The organism is Vibrio sp. ZOR0018 (assembly GCF_963865925.1).
Lineage (GTDB): Bacteria > Pseudomonadota > Gammaproteobacteria > Enterobacterales > Vibrionaceae > Vibrio > Vibrio anguillarum.
Genome location: NZ_CAWMCN010000063.1, coordinates 14,530 through 38,391 on the forward strand (window position 1 = coordinate 14,530; position 23,862 = coordinate 38,391).

18 protein-coding genes are annotated in these 23,862 nt (G+C 48.3%); 11 read left to right on the forward strand and 7 right to left on the reverse strand.

Annotation, left to right across the window (positions count from 1 at the left end; translation table 11 throughout):
- Positions 1-21 precede the first annotated feature (21 nt).
- Positions 22-861, reverse strand: a complete 840-nt coding sequence (locus AACR75_RS02300; RefSeq protein WP_013855685.1) for a 23S rRNA (adenine(2030)-N(6))-methyltransferase RlmJ — start codon at positions 859-861, stop codon at positions 22-24.
- Positions 862-1,066: 205 nt separating this feature from the next.
- On the opposite strand from AACR75_RS02300, the gene prlC reads away from it, so the two are divergent.
- Together prlC and uvrD are read left to right on the forward strand one after the other, a co-directional pair.
- Positions 1,067-3,109, forward strand: a complete 2,043-nt coding sequence (gene prlC / locus AACR75_RS02305) for an oligopeptidase A (protein WP_013855686.1) — start codon at positions 1,067-1,069, stop codon at positions 3,107-3,109.
- A 156-nt stretch (positions 3,110-3,265) separates the two neighbouring features.
- The gene (gene uvrD / locus AACR75_RS02310) at positions 3,266-5,440 is read left to right on the forward strand and encodes a DNA helicase II (RefSeq protein ID WP_013855687.1); all 2,175 of its coding nucleotides are present in this window, start codon (positions 3,266-3,268) and stop codon (positions 5,438-5,440) included.
- 783 nt (positions 5,441-6,223) lie between these two features.
- Here the strand turns inward: uvrD and AACR75_RS02315 are convergent.
- From AACR75_RS02315 to rarD, 3 genes are all read right to left on the reverse strand, one after another.
- Positions 6,224-6,883 (reverse strand): LysE family translocator, encoded by a 660-nt coding sequence (locus tag AACR75_RS02315; RefSeq protein WP_047688465.1) that lies wholly within the window; start codon positions 6,881-6,883, stop codon positions 6,224-6,226.
- Between the two features lie 73 nt (positions 6,884-6,956).
- Positions 6,957-7,763, reverse strand: a complete 807-nt coding sequence (locus AACR75_RS02320; protein ID WP_197056788.1) for an AraC family transcriptional regulator — start codon at positions 7,761-7,763, stop codon at positions 6,957-6,959.
- 120 nt (positions 7,764-7,883) lie between these two features.
- A complete protein-coding gene (rarD, locus tag AACR75_RS02325; RefSeq protein ID WP_013855691.1) occupies positions 7,884-8,801 on the reverse strand; it encodes an EamA family transporter RarD in 918 nt (305 codons plus the stop codon).
- Positions 8,802-9,052: 251 nt separating this feature from the next.
- Between rarD and recQ the strand changes: the two genes are divergently transcribed.
- From recQ to AACR75_RS02340, 3 genes are all read left to right on the forward strand, one after another.
- The gene (gene recQ, locus AACR75_RS02330; protein ID WP_047688469.1) at positions 9,053-10,891 is read left to right on the forward strand and encodes an ATP-dependent DNA helicase RecQ; all 1,839 of its coding nucleotides are present in this window, start codon (positions 9,053-9,055) and stop codon (positions 10,889-10,891) included.
- Complete coding sequence (locus AACR75_RS02335) at positions 10,884-11,186, forward strand: DUF3630 family protein (RefSeq protein ID WP_013855693.1); 303 nt, start codon at positions 10,884-10,886, stop codon at positions 11,184-11,186. Before recQ ends, AACR75_RS02335 begins: the two co-directional genes overlap by 8 nt.
- A 90-nt stretch (positions 11,187-11,276) precedes the next feature.
- Positions 11,277-11,639, forward strand: a complete 363-nt coding sequence (locus AACR75_RS02340; RefSeq protein ID WP_017043038.1) for a hypothetical protein — start codon at positions 11,277-11,279, stop codon at positions 11,637-11,639.
- 5 nt (positions 11,640-11,644) lie between these two features.
- Here the strand turns inward: AACR75_RS02340 and AACR75_RS02345 are convergent, their stop codons facing one another.
- The gene (locus AACR75_RS02345; protein ID WP_047688471.1) at positions 11,645-12,493 is read right to left on the reverse strand and encodes a MurR/RpiR family transcriptional regulator; all 849 of its coding nucleotides are present in this window, start codon (positions 12,491-12,493) and stop codon (positions 11,645-11,647) included.
- Positions 12,494-12,735: 242 nt separating this feature from the next.
- Between AACR75_RS02345 and murQ the strand changes: the two genes are divergently transcribed.
- Entirely contained in the window at positions 12,736-13,638 is a 903-nt protein-coding gene (gene murQ / locus AACR75_RS02350; protein ID WP_047688473.1) for an N-acetylmuramic acid 6-phosphate etherase, read from the forward strand.
- A 29-nt stretch (positions 13,639-13,667) separates the two neighbouring features.
- Positions 13,668-15,116 carry a PTS N-acetylmuramic acid transporter subunit IIBC gene (gene murP, locus AACR75_RS02355; RefSeq protein ID WP_047688476.1) on the forward strand — a complete coding sequence of 483 codons (1,449 nt, stop codon included), beginning with the start codon at positions 13,668-13,670 and terminating at the stop codon, positions 15,114-15,116.
- A 140-nt stretch (positions 15,117-15,256) separates the two neighbouring features.
- Here murP and AACR75_RS02360 read toward each other — a convergent pair whose 3' ends face one another.
- Positions 15,257-17,089, reverse strand: coding sequence for an ABC transporter ATP-binding protein (locus tag AACR75_RS02360; RefSeq protein WP_017045934.1), 1,833 nt, complete (start codon positions 17,087-17,089; stop codon positions 15,257-15,259).
- 143 nt (positions 17,090-17,232) lie between these two features.
- On the opposite strand from AACR75_RS02360, the gene AACR75_RS02365 reads away from it, so the two are divergent.
- The 4 genes from AACR75_RS02365 (at position 17,233) to fhuB (ending at position 23,101) form a co-directional block, all read left to right on the forward strand.
- The gene (locus tag AACR75_RS02365) at positions 17,233-19,329 is read left to right on the forward strand and encodes a TonB-dependent siderophore receptor (RefSeq protein WP_047688478.1); all 2,097 of its coding nucleotides are present in this window, start codon (positions 17,233-17,235) and stop codon (positions 19,327-19,329) included.
- A gap of 105 nt (positions 19,330-19,434) precedes the next feature.
- The gene (locus AACR75_RS02370) at positions 19,435-20,220 is read left to right on the forward strand and encodes an ABC transporter ATP-binding protein (RefSeq protein ID WP_047688480.1); all 786 of its coding nucleotides are present in this window, start codon (positions 19,435-19,437) and stop codon (positions 20,218-20,220) included.
- Positions 20,211-21,137 carry an iron-siderophore ABC transporter substrate-binding protein gene (locus AACR75_RS02375; protein WP_047688482.1) on the forward strand — a complete coding sequence of 309 codons (927 nt, stop codon included), beginning with the start codon at positions 20,211-20,213 and terminating at the stop codon, positions 21,135-21,137. Before AACR75_RS02370 ends, AACR75_RS02375 begins: the two co-directional genes overlap by 10 nt.
- Positions 21,134-23,101: a Fe(3+)-hydroxamate ABC transporter permease FhuB gene (gene fhuB / locus AACR75_RS02380; RefSeq protein ID WP_047688484.1), complete on the forward strand. Its 1,968-nt coding sequence runs from the start codon at positions 21,134-21,136 to the stop codon at positions 23,099-23,101. Before AACR75_RS02375 ends, fhuB begins: the two co-directional genes overlap by 4 nt.
- Positions 23,102-23,167: 66 nt before the next feature.
- On the opposite strand, the gene AACR75_RS02385 is transcribed toward fhuB, so the two are convergent.
- A complete protein-coding gene (locus AACR75_RS02385; protein WP_017045929.1) occupies positions 23,168-23,656 on the reverse strand; it encodes a TIGR00645 family protein in 489 nt (162 codons plus the stop codon).
- Between the last annotated feature and the right edge of the window lie 206 nt (positions 23,657-23,862).

The window sequence follows — 23,862 nt, forward strand, 5'->3', positions numbered from 1 at the left end:
TCTTTGATAGATTGGGTCAGTTTATTCTGGTACAACCCATTCGACTTTAAAATGACCGGTTACCGGGGCAATCGCTTGCTGAAGAAACGGTAAAATTTCCTGCATTTGCCCTTCTAGTGTCCACGGTGGGTTAATCACTATCATGCCTGAAGCGGTCATGCCACGTTCATGGGTGTCTGGCGACACGCCCAATTCAATTTGTAAGATTTTGCGAATACCGAGGCTTGCCAGCCCTTCAAGCAAGTCATCAATGGTGTCGCGATTCACTACGGGATACCAAATGGCGTAGATACCCGTCGCCCAGCGCTTATAACTTTGGGCAATGGCTCTTACGACATCGCTGTACTCTTTGGCCAATTCGTAAGGGGGATCGATCAACACTAAGCCGCGACGCTCTTTCGGTGGCAGGCTACCGATTAAGCGTTGGAAACCATCTTCTTTGTAAATCGATACCTGACGATCTCGGTGGAACTCTTGCTCGAGCAAAGGGTAATCGCTCGGATGCAATTCAGTGAGCACCATACGATCCTGCGCGCGTAGATGAGCACGCGCTACGCGCGGTGAGCCGGGGTAGTAGCGTAACTCTTCGCTTTCATTGAGTGCTTTTACTGCCTCAAGGTAGCTTTGAATGGCGGGTGGCGTTACATTTTGTTGCCAAATACGAGCAATCCCTTGTTTATATTCACCGGTTTTTTCTGACCATTCATGGGTCAAGTCATAACGGCCCACGCCAGAGTGGGTGTCATGATAAACAAAAGGCTTCTCTTTTTGCTGTAATGCATTGAGGATAAGGCTTTGTACAATATGCTTTAATACATCCGCGTGGTTGCCCGCGTGAAAACTGTGGCGATAACTTAGCAAAATAGGCTCTCAAAACACCCCAAATGGAGTGTGTTTCATCAATCAAACGTATTGGCTGATTATACGCCACTATTGAAAATTGCTGAACCTACCTATATTTACTATTTCAGATAAACAAAATCGACGGTTGCCGTGAAACAATCAGTGACTGTTGCAGAGAAATGCATCAACGTGCAGGCGCGTCTTAACTTAAAAGGAATGTTTTATGTCTAATCCACTTCTCACTTTCACGGATTTACCGCCGTTTTCCGCCATTAAGCCAGAGCATGTGAAGCCTGCGGTTGAGAAAGCGATAGAAGATTGCCGCACCGAAATTGAAAAACGCCTTGCTGGCAATAGCACCCCAACGTGGGAAAACTTGATTGCACCCATTGAAGAGGTGGATGATCGCTTAAGCCGCATTTGGTCGCCAGTGAGCCACCTTAATTCCGTGCTCAATAGCGATGAACTGCGTGATGCGTACGAAAGCTGTTTGCCGCTGCTGTCTGAATACGGCACTTGGGTTGGGCAACATAAAGGCCTGTTTGAAGCCTATAAGAGCATGAAAGCCAGCGATACTTTTTCCTCGCTCTCTCAAGCGCAGCAAAAAACCATCAATGATGCACTGCGTGATTTTGAGCTATCGGGTATCGGCTTGCCATTGGCAGAGCAAAAACGGTACGGCGAGATCAGTAAACGTCAATCTGAGTTGGGTTCTAAGTTCTCTAATAACGTACTGGATGCCACGATGGGCTGGACCAAGCACATTACCGACGCCAATCAATTAGCGGGCATGCCAGAATCGGCGTTAGCAGCTGCACAAGCGGCGGCGCAAGCCAAAGAGCTCGATGGTTATTTATTAACGCTCGACATTCCTTCTTATCTGCCAGTGATGACTTATTGTGATAACCAAGCTCTGCGCAAAGAGCTTTATGAAGCGTATGTCACGCGTGCCTCGGATCGCGGGCCAAATGCGGGCAAGTGGGATAACAGCGAAATCATCGCTGAGAAGCTCAAACTGCGTCATGAAATAGCCCGTATGCTCGGTTTTAATACCTACAGTGAAAAATCACTGGCGACCAAAATGGCGCAAACGCCCGATCAAGTGTTAGGGTTTTTAAATGATTTAGCCACCAAAGTGAAACCGCAAGGTGAGCGTGAAGTAGAAGAGTTGCGTCAATTTGCGCAGCAAGAGTTTGGCGTGACCACGCTAGAGTTGTGGGATATCGCTTACTACAGCGAAAAACAGAAACAGCACTTGTTTGATATTTCAGATGAAGAGCTGCGCCCTTATTTCCCAGAGTCGAAAGTGGTGAGCGGCCTATTTGAAGTGCTCAACCGCGTATTTGGCATGAGCGTCAAAGAGCGCTCTGGGGTTGATACTTGGCATCCATCGGTGCGTTTTTTCGATATTTTTGATGCGAAAGGATCACTGCGTGGCAGCTTCTATCTCGACCTGTATGCGCGCGAACATAAGCGTGGCGGCGCGTGGATGGATGATTGCCGTGGCCGCCGTATCACTCAAAATGGCGAGCTACAAACACCAGTGGCTTATTTGACCTGTAACTTTAATCGCCCAATCGGTGATAAACCTGCGTTATTTACTCATGATGAAGTGGTCACTTTGTTCCATGAGTTTGGACACGGGATCCACCACATGTTGACTCAAGTTGAAGTGGGTGCGGTATCTGGCATCAACGGTGTGCCGTGGGATGCGGTTGAACTGCCCAGTCAGTTCCTTGAAAACTGGTGCTGGGAAGAAGAGGCGTTAGCGTTTATTTCAGGTCATTATGAAACGGGTGAACCGCTACCGAAAGAAATGCTCGATAAAATGCTCGCGGCGAAAAACTTCCAGTCAGCGATGTTTATTTTGCGTCAACTTGAATTTGGTTTGTTCGATTTCACCTTGCACACCACTTACGATCCCGAAGTAGGCCCGCAAGTGTTGGAAACTCTCGCCCAAGTGAAAAAGAAAGTGGCCGTGTTACCAAGCCTTGAATGGAACCGCTTCTCACACAGCTTTAGCCACATCTTTGCTGGCGGTTACAGCGCGGGTTACTACAGCTACTTATGGGCAGAAGTGCTTTCGGCGGATGCGTTTTCTCGCTTTGAGGAAGAGGGAATTTTTAACCCACAGACTGGGCAAAGTTTCTTGAACAACATCCTTGAAATGGGTGGTAGTGAAGAGCCGATGGAGCTATTTAAACGCTTTAGAGGCCGCGAGCCGCAAATTGATGCGTTGCTGCGTCATGCGGGGATCGCCGCGTAGTCATGCGCTTAAAATGCGATGAAGCTCGAATTAGCCCACCTTTGCGGTGGGCTTTTCATTTTTGAATGCCCAGAAAAATGTGATAGAGACGAGCATCTTGCCGCGATTTGAGGTTATAATCTGGGCAATTATGTATAAATAACCAGTAGCTTAGCCATGATGGATCCTTCTCTCTTACTCGACGGTCTCAACGATAAACAGCGCGAAGCGGTTGCCGCGCCTTTAGAAAACTTGCTGGTGCTTGCCGGAGCGGGGAGTGGTAAAACCCGAGTATTGGTGCATCGCATTGCTTGGCTTATCTCGGTTGAAAACGCCTCGCCTTTTTCAGTCATGTCGGTGACTTTTACCAACAAAGCGGCGGCGGAAATGCGTGGCCGAATTGAAGAGTTGATGATGGGCAGTGCATCGGGCATGTGGAATGGTACCTTCCACGGTATTTGCCACCGTATTTTACGCGCTCACTATCTTGACGCTCGCCTGCCTGAGGATTTTCAGATCCTCGATTCTGAAGATCAACTGCGTTTGCTGCGTCGCTTAATCAAAGCACAAAACCTAGATGAGAAGCAGTGGCCTACGCGCCAGGTGTGCTGGTGGATTAACGGTAAAAAAGATGAAGGTCTTCGTCCGAAGCACATCGATGCGTACCGCGATCCCGTGACTCAAACCTATTTGCAGCTTTATTCCGCGTACCAAGAGGCGTGCGATCGCGCAGGTTTGGTTGATTTTGCCGAAATTTTGCTGCGTTGCCACGAGATGTTGCGTGATAAGCAGCACATTCGTGAACATTATCAAGCGCGCTTTAAACACATCTTGGTCGACGAATTTCAAGACACCAATAACATCCAATACGCGTGGCTGCGCATGATGGCTGGGCGCGATTGCCACGTGATGATCGTCGGTGATGATGATCAGTCCATTTATGGCTGGCGTGGTGCCAAAATTGAAAACCTCGAAAAATTCACGCAGGAATTTCCGAGCGTTAATACCATTCGTTTAGAGCAAAACTACCGTTCAACCAAAACCATTTTGCAAGCCTCGAACGCACTGATCGCGAACAACACCGAGCGAATGGGTAAAGAGCTCTGGACAGATGGCAGCGAAGGCGAGCCAATTTCTATCTATTCGGCCTACAACGATCTTGATGAGGCGCGTTTTACCGTCAATAAAATCAAAGAGTGGCGAGATAAAGGTGGCGCATTAGAGGATTGTGCGATGCTTTATCGCAATAACGCCCAATCTCGTGTTTTGGAAGAAGCCTTGATTCAAGCAGGCTTGCCCTATCGCATCTACGGCGGCATGCGCTTCTTCGAGCGCCAAGAGATCAAAGATGCGTTAAGTTACTTGCGTTTGATGTCTAACCGCAATGATGATTCGGCCTTTGAGCGAGTCGTAAATACGCCACCGCGTGGCTTGGGTGATAAAACGCTGGAAACCATTCGTTTTGCGGCGCGAGATCGCGGCTGTACCTTGTGGCAAGCGAGCCTTGTACTGTTGGAAGAAAAAGTGCTCACAGGACGTGCGGCAAGCGCATTAAGCCGGTTTATTGAACTGGTCAATGCCCTTGAAGATGATAGCGCTGAGATGCCGTTACACAGTCAAACCGACCATGTAATCAAAACCTCTGGCTTGTTTGAGATGTATCAGCTTGAAAAGGGTGAAAAGTCCAAAGCCAGAATTGAAAACTTGGAAGAACTAGTCACCGCAACACGCCAATTTGAAAAGCCAGAAGAAGCGGATGAGATGAGCATGTTGACGGCCTTTTTAACCCACGCAGCGCTGGAAGCGGGCGAAGGGCAGGCTGACGAATTTGATGATGCCGTACAGTTAATGACACTGCACAGCGCGAAAGGGTTAGAGTTCCCGTTGGTGTTTATGGTTGGCGTTGAAGAGGGCATGTTCCCTAGCCAAATGTCGGCCGAAGAAGCGGGGCGATTGGAAGAGGAGCGCCGTTTGTGTTACGTCGGAATGACGCGCGCCATGCAAAAGCTCTACATTACTTACGCTGAAATTCGCCGTTTATACGGTCAGGATAAATACCATAAGCCGTCACGCTTTATCCGTGAGCTGCCAGAAAACTGCCTTGATGAAGTGCGTATGAAAGCGCAAGTGAGCCGACCAAGCAGTGCCGGGCGTTTTAGTCAAACAGCGGTCAAAGAGAACTTTAACGAGACGGGCTTTAGCTTGGGCGCACGCGTGAAACACCCTATTTTTGGTGAAGGCACCATCATTAATTTCGAAGGTAGTGGCCCGCAAAGTCGAGTGCAAGTCGCTTTTAACGGTGAAGGCATTAAATGGCTAGTGACTGCTTATGCCAAGCTAGAGAAACTATGATCTTCCTTGTACAAAGAAAGGGTACTTTTCTTTGCTGAGATGGTTGGATTGTTCTCCTCCCTCTTTGAGGGGGAGGCCAGGAGGGGTGTTTATGGCGTTGTTTAAACCAAATACCTAACCTAGCCGTTCAAGATATGAAAGCTGGATAACTCATCTACTTATCCGATCCAAAAGAAAAACCCCGAGGGCTTGCGCCCTGCGGGGTTATAGTCTTACTTGCAGCAATCCAGCTACGAAAGTGCTCCATGCATCAAATCCATGATAGTGGCTGAATTCCGTCAGCTTAATCCGTTCTTCGCCTTCCTAGCGGTGTCCTTGGTGACTTCCTAGTCTGCTAACCATCCACGTTAGCGCGCTTCACTTGTTCCTTGAGCGGTGTCCTTTACATCATCCTGATGTTCAGTCCTTGCCTCGTCCAGAGGTGTCCATTGTCTTTCCTTAGTAGTAACCATCCTAGCTACTATTGCGTCCATTCAATGTCCAATTTGCTTTCCGTGCCGACCATTCATCCTGAGCAGTCGTCTCTTCATCCTGAAGATGACCAATCCGTGGTGCTTTCCTGTTCCGTGTCAGAATCCTTCCGACAAGGTTCATATTACCCATCTCTAATTTATCGGCAATGCTAGAGAAACGCTTTTTTCGCAAAGGGTTTCTCTAGCTGGTTATTATTTTATTTAAAATCAATTGGTTAGGTTTTTTGGTGTTGATTTTCCTACTCAAAAAGCGATATTTGCTCACTCGTTTGTAAGAGATCTCGCACAAAAATGGGCGCGAATCGCTGCATCAATGGCTAAGGCTAAGCAGCGCTTGCAATAAAATAAGTCCACCGATGAGCGTAAAAATGATGCCACATACCGCATCAATATACACAGTGAGTGATTGCAAACGTTTTTGTAGGCGGGCGGTGGAGAGCATCCACGCCAAGGTTGAGAACCACATAAAAGAGAGCCCCCAAAGAATCAGCAAGGCGATACCTTTACCTGAAAAGGACATCCCCACAGGCACTAAACTCGACATTAAGCTGATAAAAAAGACCAAAGCTTTTGGATTAAAAATATTGGTGATAAAACCGCGGGAAAAGGCTTGGCGTTGATTTTCGATCAGCTTGTAGCGCTCATTGTTGACTCCGACAGCTTGTGGCGATCGCCAGGTGGCGTAGATGGATTTGAGTGCGCCCAAGCCTAAATAGAATAAATACCCCCCGCCGGCCAGTTGCACCATCGCAAACAGTGCGGGTTGTTGATGCACCAAATAGCTTATCCCTGTGAGGCTAAGCAATGAGTGAATGACAATGCCACATGATAACCCTAGCGCAATAAAAACTCCGGTTCTGCGACCGTAACGGGTGGCATTTTGTACCACCAGTGCCACATCTGGGCCGGGGCTTAATAATGCCATAAAATGTACGCCAGCCAATGTGGCCAATATGGAAAGTTCGTTCATGTATTCTCCTCATGTTTTACGGTGAGTATGCGTGGAGAAAACGCACTTGCCTTGTAAATTTCTGACAGTTTGGTTAGTAAAGTGTGCGATTGATGGCGGAGGGGGGCAGGCCAAAGGTTGCTTTGAACGCCTTACTGAAATGGGCTTGATCATAAAAACCGACTTGATAGGCGACTTCAGTGCTAGAGGTGCCGGTTTTCAACAATTTCATCGCTTGCTCTAAACGTAAACGCAATAACCACGCATAAGGTGTGATGCCCGTTTGCGCCTTGAAATGGCGCTGAAACTGAGTGGGTGAAAGCTGGCAAAGCTGAGCGAGTTGTTCAAGGCGGATTGGTTGGTCGAGTTGACTGAGTACCCACTCTTTCAGCGTGGCGAGGTTGCGCTGGCCAAGCGGTTTAACCTCCGGCAGTTTCAAGTGGCTATAGCGTTCAAGTAAAGGTGTGAACCCTTGGTAGGGTAAGCAATCTTTAGCGAGTTGACTGAGCTTATCCTGCTTCATGGTGTGATGAAGTTGCAGCAGTGAGCAAAAAAGTGGCGCGTCATCGACTATTAACTGCTCAAAACCCAGCACTTGTTCAATCTGCTTGGCTTCTAAGGTTTGCTGTAGCCAAGTGGGCTCAATAGCAAACACTTGCACTTGGTAGCCAGAGTCATTGTGCGCTTGCCCATCGTGCAGTTCATCTGGCGACATCAGAACTACGCCGCCCCGTTGTACCTGATGCCAAGCGCCTTGGTGGTAGAAGCGCTGTGTTCCTTGAGTGATAAGGCCAATATGAATATCAAGATGGTAGTGGCGATCAAACGCAAACTGACGATAGTCTGCATCAATCAGACCGATCGCAGGATAGGCCGTTTGGCTGTAGCTCACTTTATCCATAGAGACCAAAATTTAGGGTTGAATAATGCAAGCTTAGCCAGCCATGTCGCCACTGTCTTGTAAAAAATGATCACAGAGCCCTCGAACGCTTTGACGAACGAGGGGAATAAACAATCCTAATTAAACGGATGCCCGTTGAGCGCGTCGCGCGGTTCGGCCTGTTTTTAAACCATCAAAACTGAACAGCAACAATGCAGCCCAAATAAAGGCAAAAGTAATGGCTTTATCACTAGAGAAGGCTTCACCGTAAACCAAGACAGCGAGCAAAAACATCAAGCTTGGGCCGATGTATTGGAAGAAACCCAGCGTTGAAAGTTTTAAACGCGTTGCTGCTCCTGTGAAACAAAGCAAAGGCAAGGTCGTGATGACGCCAGCTGCGATCAGCAGTAGGTTGAGGTTAAGCGGATTGAGCGCCATATCTGAAGTTGGCGAGCTGGCGATAAACAACAGATAAATCAACGCCGCGGGTAACATTACCAAGGTTTCGATAAACAAACCTGTTTGGGCATCAACCGCCACTTTTTTACGCAGTAAGCCATACAAGCCAAAAGTGGTCGCCAAAGCGATGGCGACCACAGGAATCGAACCAAACACAATTAACTGAATGGCCACACCAATGGTGGCTAGCGCTACCGCGACCCACTGCAGTTTGCGTAATCGCTCACCAAGAAAAAGCATGCCGAGCACCACATTGAGCAGTGGGTTAATGTAATAGCCTAAACTGGCATCTAACATATGATTAGCATTGATCGCCCAGATGAAAATTAACCAGTTCACCGCAACCAGACAAGCGGTGGTCATTAGATAGATCATCTTTGATTTATGAGTAATCACACTGCGTACACTACGCCAGTTGCGGCCAAAATGAAGTAGTGCTGCTAACAAGAAAAACGACCACACTACGCGGTGAGTGAGGATCTCAAGTGCAGGAACATTGTTGATTGCTTTAAAATAGATCGGTGCGATGCCCCACATAGTGTAAGCACCAATAGCGAGTAAAACGCCTTGTCTGGAGCGTTGTTGTTCTTCTGCGGTCATGATGAATTCTCAAAGGAGTGAAGTGCTGAGCCAGCGAAACGATTCGACAGTATATACTGTTCCTCAAGTAAGTTGCAGCTTTGTTAATCGACCGCCTACTCGGGAGTTTGAGTGGCGAATAATGGCCGAGAATCAAGTGATTCGCTTTACCGCTACATTTTGCGGTTTTATTCACCATCGAACCCCACTACAATAAGACGCTTTGCGGTATAGCGGTTGCTCTACCCCTTTTGTTCACCCTTGGAAATTTCATGACCGCAACGTTAATGGCTCAACAAACCGATCCTCAACCTGATACACCGCACAGTATTTTACAGACTGTGTTCGGTTATCAGTCGTTTCGTGTCGGCCAGCAAGAGGTGATTGACGCTTCGTTAGCGGGGCAAGATAGCTTAGTTATCATGCCAACGGGTGGGGGGAAATCGCTCTGTTATCAGATCCCTGCGTTAGTCAAAGAGGGCATCACTTTAGTCATCTCGCCGCTCATTTCGTTGATGAAAGACCAAGTGGATCAGCTCAAAGCCAACGGTGTCGCGGCTGAGTGTATTAATTCAAGTATGTCACGTGAGATGCTGATGTCGGTGTATAACCGAATGAACGCGGGGCAACTGAAGCTGATTTACGCGTCGCCTGAGCGTGTTTTGATGTCCGATTTCATCGAACGCTTGCAGCAGTTGCCATTGGCGATGATTGCCGTGGATGAAGCACACTGTATTTCTCAATGGGGGCACGATTTTCGCCCTGAGTATGCGGCGTTAGGCCAACTTAAACAGCATTTTTCACACGTGCCTTTTATGGCACTGACGGCAACGGCCGATGACGCCACGCGCGTGGATATTTTGCACCGTTTGCAGTTGCAAGAACCGCATGTCTATCTGGGCAGCTTTGATCGCCCTAATATCCGCTATACCTTGGTCGAAAAGCACAAACCGGTTTCACAGGTGATCCGCTATCTTGATACGCAAAGAGGACATTGCGGCATCATTTACTGTGGCAGTCGCAAAAAAGTAGAAATGCTGACAGAAAAACTGTGCAACAACCATTTACGAGCAGCCAGTTACCATGCGGGTATGGACGCCGATGAGCGCGCTTATGTGCAAGAAGCATTTCAGCGTGATGACATTCAGATAGTAGTTGCTACCGTCGCATTTGGAATGGGGATTAATAAACCCAACGTGCGTTTTGTGGTGCATTTTGATATTCCGCGCAACATCGAATCTTACTATCAAGAGACCGGGCGCGCAGGGCGAGACGGTTTGCCAGCCGAAGCGATGATGCTCTATGATCCGGCCGACATCAGTTGGCTGCGTCGAATGTTAGATGAGAAGCCGGAAGGGCCACAAAAGCAGGTGGAAAGCCATAAGTTGGGCGCGATGAGCGCTTTTGCTGAAGCACAAACTTGTCGCCGCCAAGTGTTGCTCAATTATTTTGGTGAATATCGAGACAAACCTTGCGGCAACTGCGATATCTGCCTTGATCCCCCCAAGCATTTCGATGCCACGCAAGAGGCGCAAAAAGCGTTATCGTGCGTTTATCGCGTCAACCAAAGTTTCGGTATTGGTTATGTGGTGGAAGTGATGCGCGGTATGCAAAATATCCGTATTCGTGAAAATGGCCACGACAAGCTCACTACTTACGGCATTGGTCGCGATCATAGCCATGATTATTGGGTGAGTATTTTCCGTCAGTTGATCCATAAAGGGTTGTTGCAGCAAAACATTACTCGCAATTCGACCTTGCAGTTGACGGAAGAGGCGCGACCGCTGCTGCGTGGAGAAATGCCATTAGAGTTAGCTATTCCACGCTTAGACACAGCCGCTCGTGCGGCGAAATCAGATAAGTTATCCAACAAAAACTACGACAAACCACTGTTTGCCAAATTGCGTAAATTGCGTAAATCGATTGCTGATGAAGATGGCCTGCCGCCTTACGTGGTCTTTAGCGATGCGACCCTAATTGATATGGCGGAAATATTGCCCACTTCGTACGGAGAAATGTTGGCCGTTAACGGCGTTGGGCAACGCAAGCTTGAAAAATACGCCGACCCATTTTTAGACCTGATTCAGGAGCACTTAACCCACCATGGCTGAGTTCGGTTTAGCACACAATTTACAAGATGAAGGGCGACTCGTCCTGAGTACACCGCGTTTTGATGTCGATACTTTTCCTGCACTAGGCGAGCGTTTGGTCAAGCAGCTTTCGGCTACAGTGATAGAAAAACAGTGGGATGCGGACATTCACTCATGGTTGATTGATTTTGAAGGTTGCTTACTTTTTCTCAAAGCCGAGCATTACAGCGAGTCGGTTTGGCTTGAAGCACTTGCCATCAAAGAGAGCCAAGAAGAGTTGGCGTTTCTCGCGCAATTATTAGCGCGAGGTTTCTAAGCGTATAGATCAACTCTGCATATCCGCCTTTTGGTCCTTCATTATTAAGCCGCCATTGCTTATGATGAGGCAAACATCAAGGAGGCTGGCGTGAAATTTGAGTCGATTCATCAAGAAGTTATCTCCGTTGAGCGTTTTACATGGCGCTGCTTACGCTATGCGGCGATCGCTGCGTTACTGCTGTTGACTGGCCTCATTCCCGGAGTGGTGGGTTTTGTCTACCTAGCTGATCTCCCAGCGGCGCAAGCGTGGTTGAATGCGCTTTCGATGGTCAGTGGTCTCGAGCTTCCCTACCCAATAATCAATCTGCATCTTGCGCCGAGCTTGCATCTCTTTTTAGCCTTTTACAGCTTATTTATCGAAACGGTCTTTTTCGTTTCATTGGCTACCCTATTTGCACCGATCATTCATCGCGTTTTTCATCGCATGCACTGCATTGAAGAGAGCGATTAATTCCGTTAAAAGATTTGACGAATATCAGATGAAATGTCTTGGATCAATTGACGCGCCGACTCGTCTCTTTGCTGTACAAGAGTAATAAACAACAGGTCGGTTAGAACATTCTGCGCGGTGCGAGAGGCGATGGATGAGCTGCGATGTTCATTTTCATCGGCAATCGTATCAAAAGAGAGATCGGCTAATTCACGTAATCGATTTTTCTTCGGAGAGGTGAGCGCGATAACGCTTGCTCCTTGCTGCTTGGCCGCTTCGGCGGCAATCAAAATCTCTTTTCTCTCTCCTGAAAATGAAATCACAATTTGAACATCTTGCGCACCTAGCGTGCGTGCGGTGGCGATTTGTACGTGGCTATCTTGTTCTGTGAGCGCTGTGATGCCTAATTTCAGGAGCTTAAAAGCCAAATCTTTTGCGGTGAGCGCCGAGCCGCCGATGCCGATAATTTGCACGCGGCTGGCGAGGTTTATCCACTGTACCGCTTGGTTGAAGTGGGGAAATGAAAGCGCGTTGGTGGTGTGAAACATCGCCTCTGTTTTCGCTTGCACCAATTTTTGTGCGATCACCGCCAGTGGGTCGTCAGCCAGAATATTGCTGTGCAGTGGCGTGGTCTGAAACGCCAATTTACGGCCAAGCTCTTCGGCCAGCGCTAACTTAAACTCACTGTAGCCCCTAAAGCCAATTTTCTGGGTAAATTTGATAATGCTCGATTGGCTGACTTTTGCGTGTTTGGCCAGTGCTTGGCTGGTGGCGAGCGCGGCTTTTTCTGGATGAGCGATGATCCAATCGGCGATTTGTAATTCACTGCGAGAGAGTTGAGTGCGGCGGCTGACGATTTTATGCATCACAGACATGCGCGATCCTTGTATTATTTTGAATAAATTATTCCAGATTTTAAATAACAACACTTTAGTATAGTGTCTTGTATTGGCTGGAATTTTTCTATTATCTTTAAAAGATTTCGGTGCATTATAGGCCATTATTCCATGTAATGGCTGGTCAAAGAATAACCTTTGTTGTGATTTTTGTCACTAAAATGGAATATTTTATTCCATAGAATCGCCCTCAGTTCCGAATTCAAACCGAGAAATAGACGATGAACCTAGACCTAACCCAGTTGGTTACCGAAAGCCGCAACCCTGCCAGTGCTGACATTGACACCCTTTCCACCTTAGAGATGCTGCAAGTCATTAACCATGAAGATCAACTGGTCGCGTTGGCGGTTGAAAAAACCTTACCGCAGATAGCGCAAGCGGTGGATGCCATTACCTTGGCATTTCAAGCGGGTGGACGTTTGATCTACATGGGAGCGGGAACCTCCGGTCGCTTGGGGATTTTAGATGCTAGCGAGTGCCCACCCACCTACGGCTCTGATCCTAAACAAGTGGTTGGGCTTATTGCGGGCGGACACCCAGCAATTCTTAAAGCGGTTGAAAATGCCGAAGACAATGTTGAGCTTGGGCAAAGCGATCTGAAAAATATTAATTTGACCCGCAACGATGTGGTGGTGGGTATCGCCGCCAGTGGTCGCACACCCTATGCGCTAGGCGGCATGGCTTACGCTAAATCACTGGGTGCAACGGTTGTGGCAGTAGTGTGCAACCCAGATTGCGCGATGCAGCACGCGGCTGACATTGCCATTGTGCCTGTGGTGGGCGCGGAAGTGGTCACGGGCTCTTCACGTATGAAAGCGGGCACGGCGCAAAAACTGGTGCTTAACATGTTAACCAGCGGCGCGATGATTCGTTGCGGTAAAGTGTTTGGCAACCTCATGGTCGATGTCGAGGCGACCAACGCTAAGTTGATTCAGCGCCAAAATAACATTGTGGTCGAAGCGACTGGTTGCAGTAAAGAGGAAGCAGAACAAGCACTGAGCGCCTGCCATCGTCACTGTAAAACCGCCATTGTAATGATTCTTGCGGGGCTAAGCGCCGAGCAAGCGACGCAAAAACTGGCCAAGCATAATGGTTTTATTCGCGCGGCACTGAATGATCAATAACCCGACTGGATCTATCCAAGGATGTCCCAATGGCAAAAATAACCTCAAATATGATCGCCAAGCTGCTTAGTGCAGTCGGTGGTAGTGGCAATATCGGTAAGTGTGGCAACTGCATGACGCGCTTACGTTTAACATTAAATAATACGGCATTGGCCGATCAGGCTCTGCTGAAAACCCTTCCCGGCGTAATGGGCGTGGTGGAGAGTGACCAACAACTGCAGATCATTTTAGGCCCAGGCAAAGCGCAAACGGCGGCCGATATGATGAATGAGATGATCGCCAACGGTGACGGTACTGAGACGGATATGGCCGTAACTGCCGATCTATCCGCGATTGCTGCTGAGCAGAAAAAGCAGATGAAGAGTAAACAGACCAGCGGCGTACAACGTTTTTTAAGCAAATTTGCGACCATTTTTACGCCGCTGATCCCCGGTTTCATTGCTGCGGGTTTGTTGCTTGGTTTTGCCACTTTGCTGGAGCAAATGTTCGTTATCGATCAACCGCCTAGCCAGTTTATGCTCGATCTCATTACTTATATGAAAGTGTTTGGTAAAGGGCTATTTGCTTTCTTGAGTATTTTAATTGGTTATAACGCGCAGCAAGCTTTCGGTGGCTCGGGTGTTAATGGTGCCATTTTAGCTTCGCTGTTTGTGCTGGGGTATAACCCAGAGGCGACAACGGGTATCTACTCGGGTATGAGTGAATTCTTTGGCTTCGCCATTGACCCGCGCGGCAACATCATCGGGGTACTTTTAGCCTCTATTTTGGGCGCGCAAGTAGAACGTAAAGTGCGCCAATACATGCCTGATGATTTGGATATGATCTTAACCTCTGTGGTGACGTTACTCATCATGGGCGCGGTGACTTTCTTGGTGATCATGCCGATTGGTGGTGAGCTGTTTAAAGGCATGTCATGGTTGTTTTTGAACCTCAATGATAACCCGTTGGGCGCGGCGTTACTGTCGGGTTTGTTCTTAATTTCGGTGGTGTTTGGTATTCACCAAGGGTTTGTGCCAGTCTATTTTGCGCTGATGGATGTACAAGGGTTTAACTCTCTGTTTCCTATTTTGGCGATGGCGGGCGGCGGCCAAGTGGGTGCGTCACTGGCACTCTATTTCAAAGCGAATAAAGATGCGTTGCTGCGCACGCAAGTGAAAGGGGCGATCATTCCCGGTATTTTGGGGATTGGCGAACCACTGATTTATGGCGTGACCTTGCCGCGGGTTAAACCGTTTGTCACCGCTTGCATTGGTGGGGCGGCGGGCGGTTTCTTTGTCGGCTTAGTTTCTTACCTTGGTTTGCCAGTAGGATTAAATACGGTGTTTGGCCCGTCAGGCATTGTCGCCATTCCATTGATGACTTCCGAGCAAGGAATTTTTGCTGGGATGATGGTATTTGTTGGCGGTCTTTTAATTTCCTACACTGTTGGTTTTCTCGCGACCTACTTTTTTGGCTGCAAAGATGTCGATTTAAGCTAACTCACCCCCCCCTATGTATGGTATGCAAAATACCTAAACTCGAAAGTGAGGGTATTGGGTGAAATAGCGCGGCCTTTAGCACATCTTCTTTCTCTGTTGGATGTGTCTAAAGGCCTTTTATTTGGCCTAAAGAGCATCCACTACGCAAGTTCGCCTATAAAACCACCCGTTTGATGCGCCCATAGCTGAGCATAAACGCCTTGTTGTTGCAGCAACTCTTGGTGTGAGCCTTGTTCAATGATTCGTCCTTCATCCAGCACAATTAAGCGATCCATGGCAGCAATGGTTGATAAACGGTGCGCAATGGCGATCACGGTTTTGTTTTCCATCAGCGTTTCAAAATTTTCTTGAATAGCCGCTTCCACTTCTGAATCTAGGGCCGAGGTGGCTTCATCCATGATCAGAATCGGCGCATTTTTTAATAGCACTCTGGCAATCGCAATGCGTTGGCGTTGGCCGCCAGAGAGTTTGACACCGCGTTCTCCCACTTGAACATCGTAGCCAAGGTTGCCATTCTCATCCTGCAACTGCGCGATAAAATCATGAGCATGCGCTTGACGGCTTGCTTCTATCAGCGCCTCTTCCCCGGCATCTGGGTTGCCATACAGAATGTTGTCGCGGATTGAGCGGTGCAACAGAGAAGTATCTTGCGTGATCATACCAATGTGTTGGCGCAGTGAATCTTGGCTGACCTGCGAAATATCTTGCCCATCAATGCAGATTTTGCCGCCATTCAAATCGTAAAATCGCAGCAGCAAGTTAACCAGTGTGGATTTTCCCGCGCCCGAACGACCCACTAACCCCACTTTTTCGCCCGCTTTTAACTCAAAGTTAAGCGCTTCGAACACAGTGTTTTCTTGTCCATAGTGAAAGTGAACGTTATGGAAGCTGATTTGCCCTTGCGTTACTTGCAGCGGCGGCGCATTGGCTACATCCGTTATGGTCACTGGTTGCGACAAGGTATTCATTCCATCCACCACAGTACCGATATTTTCAAATAGTGCGCTTACTTCCCACATGATCCATTTCGACATGCCTTGTACGCGCAGCGCAATGCTAATCGCAATCGCAATGACACCGACAGTCACTGAGGCATCGAGCCACAAATTGATTGATAAAGCGGCGATAGAAAACAGCAGTAAATAGTTGATGGCGTCAACACTCCATAACAGGCACGTCACCATGCGCATCTGTTGGTACACGGTGTTCAAAAACCGTTTCATGCTGCTTTTGGCGTACTGCATTTCTCGCTGTGAATGGGAAAACAGTTTCACGGTGGCAATGTTGGTGTAACTGTCGACTATGCTGCCCGTCATAGTTGAGCGAGCATCGGCTTGATCGGTCGCCACTTTTTTCATCTTGGGAATGAAATACAATTGAATGATGATGTAGGCCACGAGCCAAATCAGAATCGGGATCATCAAGATGCGGTCAGATTCGCCCATCATCCAAATCATCGAGACGAAGTAGACCGCGATGTAAACCAGTACATCGACCAGTTTCATTACTGTTTCTCGCACGGCGAGGGAGCTTTGCATCACTTTGGTGGCAATTCGCCCCGCGAAATCGCGTTGGAAAAAACTGACGCTCTGTTTGAGTAAGTAGCGGTGGATCATCCAACGTATCGACATCGGGTAATTACCCAGTAGCGTTTGGTGCATGATCATGGAGTGGAAGAAAGCCAGCAGCGGCATAATGACCACCACCAGCGCGGCCATTACCCACAAGCGGTCACTTTGATCAGCCCAGAATGTGGCACGTTGTTGGCTGCCAAGCATATCAACCAATTCACCCATATAGCGAATGAGTGTGACTTCGGCAATCGCCACACAAGCACTGAGCAGTGACATGACCAATAACGGTACTTCAAAACCCCGCGTGTAATGACGGCAAAAGGCTAATAAGGAGTTAGGCGGTTGTTGCGGCTCTTCTTTAGGAAACGCCGTCGTGAGATTTTCAAACCATTGAAACATAGGTGATCAACTTATGGTGATGTGCGAGTGAGATTCATTCTTATTTTTATCTGTTAAATATTGAATTTATCAGTAAAATGACGGGCAATAATAATGATAATAAAAACGTTTCTCAAACTAATTAAAGCAGGAGGTATCCTTTAATGGATCTCATTCGCCCAAGCTTGCTGGGGACAGCAATTCACAACATATTAAAAATCAGCGCATTACCTTGTCTGTTCATGGTTTCGGCTACGGCACAAGCTGAGCAAACACCACCACAAGTTTTAGACACGATCGTGGTAACGGCATCGGCATTGAAAGTCGATACCCCGACACAAGAAACCGCAAAGTCGGTCACTGTCATTGAACGTGATGAACTCGACCAGCATAACGTACAAAAACTGGATGAAGCATTGCGCTATACTCCGGGGTACACCTCACCTTATGGCGCGGATAACGACGCCGAGTGGATGTTTGTGCGTGGTTTTGAACCGAGTGTCTATCTCGATGGTAACCGTCTTTATAAAGAAGGTTTCTTTGCTTGGACGGTTGAACCCTTTGGTTTAGAGCAAGTTGAATTGGTGAAAGGCCCATCTTCTGTGCTGTATGGTGAGTCCATGCCGGGCGGTATTGCCAACGTGGTGCAGAAAAAGCCGACTGATGGCGCGCAGCATTCCGTATCTCTGTCGGTGGGGAATAAAAATTACCAGCAGTTGGGTGTCGATATTGCCGATTGGGCCAACCAAGATGGCAGCCAGCGCTACCGCTTGGTGGCGATGGTTAATCAAAAAGAGGGTGAATTGGATGGCATTGAGAGCCAGCGCGTTTATGTTGCGCCAAGCTATGCTATCGATTTATCAGATCAAACCACGCTAACGCTGATGGCCACTTTCTTGAAAGATAACGGCGTGCCACAAAACGGTTTCTTCCCAAGCGATGGCACATTAGTCGCGCTGCCCAATGGCGAGACGATTGCGCCTAACCGTAACTTTGGCGAGCCGGATCACGATGATTTCGATAAAACACAACTGTCGTTCGGCTACCAACTCTCTCATCAACTGAACGACACTTGGAGCCTCAAGCAAAACTTCAACTACGCCTATGTTGATCTGTACCTACGAAGCTCTTCGGCCTATCAAAATGCTTGGCAAGACAGCGACCCATACACATTGGCACGTTATACCTTGATCAATGATGGCGATGCACACAGCGTAACCTTAGATAACAACGCCCAAGCACAATGGCAAAGTAGCCAATTTGAACATCGCTTACTGACCGGGTTTGACATTCAGTATCACCAAAATAAATGGCTGGGTAATGGCACTGGTTCACAGGTGGGCGTGATCAACAGCCTTAATCCGACCTACGGCAATGTGCCTGATCTCTCAAGCAGCTTGTATGGCAATGAGATTGTCAAACAGCAACTGGGTATGTACGCGCAATATCAAACGAAGTGGCAACAGAAATGGGTGCTGAATTTAGGTGGCCGCTACGACAAAATTGACGTCGAAAGCAAAGGTTTGAATAAAGATGAGCTTGATGATGGCCAACTGTCATTAAACAGCGGTTTGATCTATTTAGCCGATAACGGTTTGTCACCTTATGTGAGCTACTCGGAATCTTTCTATGTGATCAGCAGCTTAGATTTCACCACCAACAAACTCTACAAACCCGTTGAGAGCAACCAAACCGAGGTGGGTGTGAAATACATGCCAAGCTGGCTCGATGGCTATGTCAATCTGGCGTGGTTTGATATCGACCAGAAAAACGCAACCGCCTCTACCGTCGGCAGCAATGGCGCGTTAACCACCAGTCAATCGGGCACAAAAATCAATACGCAAGGGTTCGAAGTGGAAGCTCGCATGGCTGTGACAGAGAATCTGATGCTGAATGCCAGCTACACCTATCTCGATGCTCATACGGGTGAAGGAACGAGCCAGAAGCGCAAGTCGATGATTCCGCGCCACTTAGCGACAGGTTGGGCGAGCTATGATTTTGCAGGCCTTGGGATTGAGGGGCTGACGTTGGGCTCTGGCGTGCGTTATACCGGAACGTCTGTGGATGCCTCGCTCGATAAAAAGGTGCCTGCTTATATGCTGTGGGATGCAATGGCAAGCTACGCCATCAATACACAGTGGGATGTGCAGGTTAACCTCAATAATATTTTGGATGACGAGTCCCTTGCTGGTTGTGATTTCGGAACCTGCTATTACGGCGAATCACGCCGTATGGTGGCAAGCGTGAATTACCGCTGGTAAGTCAGCATGAACTCACCTTCGCTGAAGGTGAGTTTGACGGTTTTTGAACATTCCCGCGCCGGCGGGGATGTGTGTTTTAGGTGGTTCGATTTTTGGGGGAGAGTGATGTTTACCTTATCAAATGTTCAAGTGGTACGCGGTGGACGAAGCATTTTATCCATTGAATCACTGAATATTCCCACCACAGAGTTAACTGTGGTACTCGGCCATAATGGCTCTGGTAAATCCACGCTGGTGAGTTTGATTTCTGGTCAGCAAGCACCTGACCGTGGCGACGTGTTACTTAACCAGCAGCCGATTGCCGAGCTCAGCGCCAGAGCGCTGGCTAAAGCGGTGGCGTTTTTACCACAAAAATTGCCAACTTCAGCGGGGTTAACGGTACGAGAGTTAGTGCGCCTTGGGCGTTTTCCGTGGCGTGGTCCTTTTGGTCGCTGGCAAAATCAGGATGAAGTGATCATCGATCAAGCGATCGCCCAAACCGGCGTCACTGAATTTGCCTATACCTTGGCAGATGAATTGTCTGGCGGTGAAAGGCAACGCGCTTGGGTGGCGATGCTGTTGGCGCAGCAGTCTCCAGTGCTGATTTTAGATGAGCCAACTTCAGCGTTAGATGTGCAGCACCAATATCAGTTAATGGCTCTGCTTGCGCAATTAAACCAGACACAAGGCTGCGGAATTATCGTCATTTTGCATGATCTGAACCTTGCGCTACGTTACGCGACCCACATTGTCGCGCTCAAGCAGGGCAAGGTTGCTTTTGAAGGCGATGCCTCTTTATTGGCCGATGAAGCACGTTTATCGGTGCTTTATCAAACGCCGATCCAACTGCTGGATCACCCAATGTCCAATTCAGATTCTCACACGTATAAGGTCGCGATTGTATGTGCTTAAACCTTGTAAAGCGCTGGCTGGTTGCTGGCTTACTCTCTGTTTTTTCGAGTGTCGCTTTTAGCGCGCCATTGACCGTACACGACAGCCGCGGAGAGCAAACTCTACAGCAGCGGCCACAACGTGTGGTGGTGCTCAATTGGGATTTACTTGAGCAAGTGATTGAACTGGGTATCACACCGGTTGGCGCGCCAGAGCTTGCCAGTTATCAAGATTGGGTTGTCAAACCGCAAGTGCCGCAAGGGGTAGAAGATATCGGCACGCGCGTTGAACCCAATTTGGAAAAAATTGCTGCACTGAAGCCAGATCTCATTCTCGCTGCTGCGCCGCAGCAAGATTTAATCACACCGTTAGAGCGCATTGCTCCGGTACTCTATTTCTCTAATTTTCAAGCCAGTGATGACAGTGGCGCAGTCGCGATTGACCATTTTCGCCAATTAGCGCAGCTCTTTGACAAGCAAACGCTCGCCGAGCAAAAACTGACCACAATGACGGAACGTTTTGCGCAGTTAAGAGCACAAATTGACATCGCGTTTTCTCATCAAACACCCGCGGTGGTGGCGATGCGTTTTGCTAATCCAACCTCGGTGTTCCTTTACGGTGAAAACTCCACCACTCATTATGTGTTGAAGCAATTGGGCTTGCATGAAGCGCTGCCTCAGCCTGCCAAAGAGTGGGGGATTGTGCAACATCGGTTAACGGATTTGCAGTATGTTGAGCAAGGTTATGTGCTCTATTTCTTGCCATTTGCCCAGCAAGCACAGCTAGAAAAATCAATGCTTTGGCAAGCGATGCCGTTTGTGCGTCAAGCGCGAGTGAACTCGGTTGAGAGTGTCTGGAACTACGGCGGTGCGATGTCACTACAATACATTGCAGAAGCGCTGACACGCAGTTTGCTTGAGGTTGCGCCTAAGTCATGAACGGAAAAGTGTTTCTCGCACTGAGTAGTGCGCTGCTGCTTGCGGCGATGCTCAGTGTGCAAATTGGTAATGGCGTCGATCTAGTCACGCAATGGCAACTGTTGTGGGCGCAACGTGAAGCGAGCTCTTTTGCTGAGTTCAATTTCCTATATGGTCAATTGCCCCGTTTGGTGATGACGTTGCTGGTGGGCGCGATGTTGGGTTTGGTCGGCAGTGTGATGCAACAACTGACGCAGAATAACCTCACTTCACCATTGACGCTGGGCACCTCATCTGGAGCTTGGCTGGCGCTGATTATTCTCAACATTGGTTTTCCAAGCCTAGTTGCCAGTTACAGCGCGTTGGCGGCAATGAGTGGTGCTTTGCTCGCATTTGCGTTGATCGTGGTGATTGCTGGTGTGCGTAACATGACGGGCTTGCCGTTAATTGTGGCAGGCATGGTGGTGAACCTGCTACTTGGCGCGATTGCGACGGCACTGATTCTACTCAATGAACAATACGCCAAAAACGTCTTCATGTGGGGCGCGGGCGATCTGGCGCAAAATGGCTGGGATTGGGTGCAGTGGTTGCTGCCGCGGTTATCGGTCTCTTTATTGATTTTACTGTTTGCACCAAGGGTTCTGACGTTATTGCGTTTAGGTCATCAAGGTGCTGCGGCTCGTGGTCTGCCTGTCATTCCTACATTTTTAATCTTAATGGTGCTCGGGATTTGGTTGGTTTCAGCCTCGATTACAGCGGTGGGCGTCATCAGTTTTATCGGGCTACTCACACCAAACATCGCCCGTGCTATGGGGGCAAGAACGCCCAAACAAGAGCTCTATTCGAGCTTACTGCTTGGCGCGTTACTGCTTTTATTAACCGATATGCTCGCAATGTGCTTGAGCCTATGGACTACGCAAGTCATCGCCAGCGGTATCACAGCCGCGGCGATTGGCGCGCCCGCATTGATCTGGTTTAGTCGCCGTCAGCTCAAGGCGCAAGATACCTTGACTATCTCACTGCCTCAGTCGCGCGCATCATTAAGCCGTGTCGCACTATTGGGGCTGTTGCTAATGATGCTGGCAGCACTTGGGTTGCATACGTTGTTTCAAATGAACGAACTCAGTTGGCAATTGGCACTGCCAAGCAGCTATCAGTGGTCATTACGCTGGCCGCGCATGCTCACCGCATTGTGTGCCGGTATTGGTCTTGCCCTAGCAGGTAGCATTTTGCAACGTTTGATATACAACCCGTTAGCCAGCCCAGATATTTTAGGGGTCTCGTCAGGGGCGACGTTTGCGTTGGTATTTGCCAATCTCTTTTTAGGTCAAAGCTTGTTAGCCGCTCATTGGGTGACAGCGTTGTTGGGTAGTTTGCTGGTGTTGGCGGCATTAATTGTGCTGGGTAAGCGCCATCAATACGCCGCGTCGAGTTTGATTTTAACCGGGATAGCCATCACCGCACTGCTTGAATCCTTAGTGCAATTTTGTTTGGCTAAAGGGTCAGAAGACAGCTATCGAATTTTACAGTGGTTGGCAGGCTCAACCTATCGCGTTACGCCTGACCAAGCGCTGTTGCTGGCCGTTTTGGTGCTGTTGCTGGCCGCGGCCACCATCGCACTGTCGCGTTGGCTGACTTTAATCTCCATTGGTCGTCGTTTTGCCAGTGCGCGCGGCGTTAATGCGCAAAGTACCAGTTTGATTTTACTGACCATTGTGGCGCTGTTATGTGCGTTGGTGACGGCGACGATGGGGCCAGTGTCGTTTGTGGGTTTGATTGCGCCACACATGGCGATGATGCTAGGCGCGCAGCAAAGTAAAACCCAACTGTTGGTGGCAAGTTTAGTCGGTGCATCATTAATGTTGTGGGCGGATTGGCTCGGACAGGTGATCGTTTATCCGATGCAAATTGCGGCTGGCACGCTAGTGGCGATTCTCGGTGGGAGCTATTTCTTGCTGTTACTGTTGGTCAACCGTTCAAAATAAGCTCAGTCTATTTACCATTGGCATCGATAGTGTTAACGAATAGCCCTGTGTATACAGGGCTTGCGGCTATTTTTTTGTGATTTTATCTAAATAACCCATCGCAAAGGCCGATAAGACAAAGGTAATGTGCAGCAGTAAGTACCACTTGATTTTTTCACTGTCGATATTTTCAGTGTTCATGAAGACTTTCAGCAAATGAATTGAGGAGATGGCGACAATCGATGCCGAAACCTTATTTTTCAACGATCCTGTGTCTAATTTTCCGAGCCAGCCGAGCTTATCATCCTCTTCGGCGATATCAATTTTAGAGACAAAATTCTCATAGCCTGAAAACATCACCATCACAATCAACCCACCAACCAATGAAATATCAATCAAAGAAAGTGTCACTAAAATCAGGCTGACTTCATCGGTGCTCAAGATGTTAGGTAGCAGATGAAACACTTCTTGGAAAAATTTAATGCCTAATGCCAGCAGCACTAAACTTAACCCCAAATAGATAGGGGCCATAATCCAGCGCGCTGAATAGAGTAGTTTTTCGACGATATTTTCCATAATTATTCCGTTTATGATCTCCACGAAGTATGTGGAATAAGGGGTGATAATACTGTGTTTTCTTGTGATTTGGCTACGTTATTGCACAAAGTTTTTGTAGAGCAATATAAGCCAGCCAAGCTGATATTCAAGGGGGCGTGGTACGCGTTTGATCACTATGGCATGATGTTGAAAATATTGTACTGTTTTGTATGGAATTGTCTTGA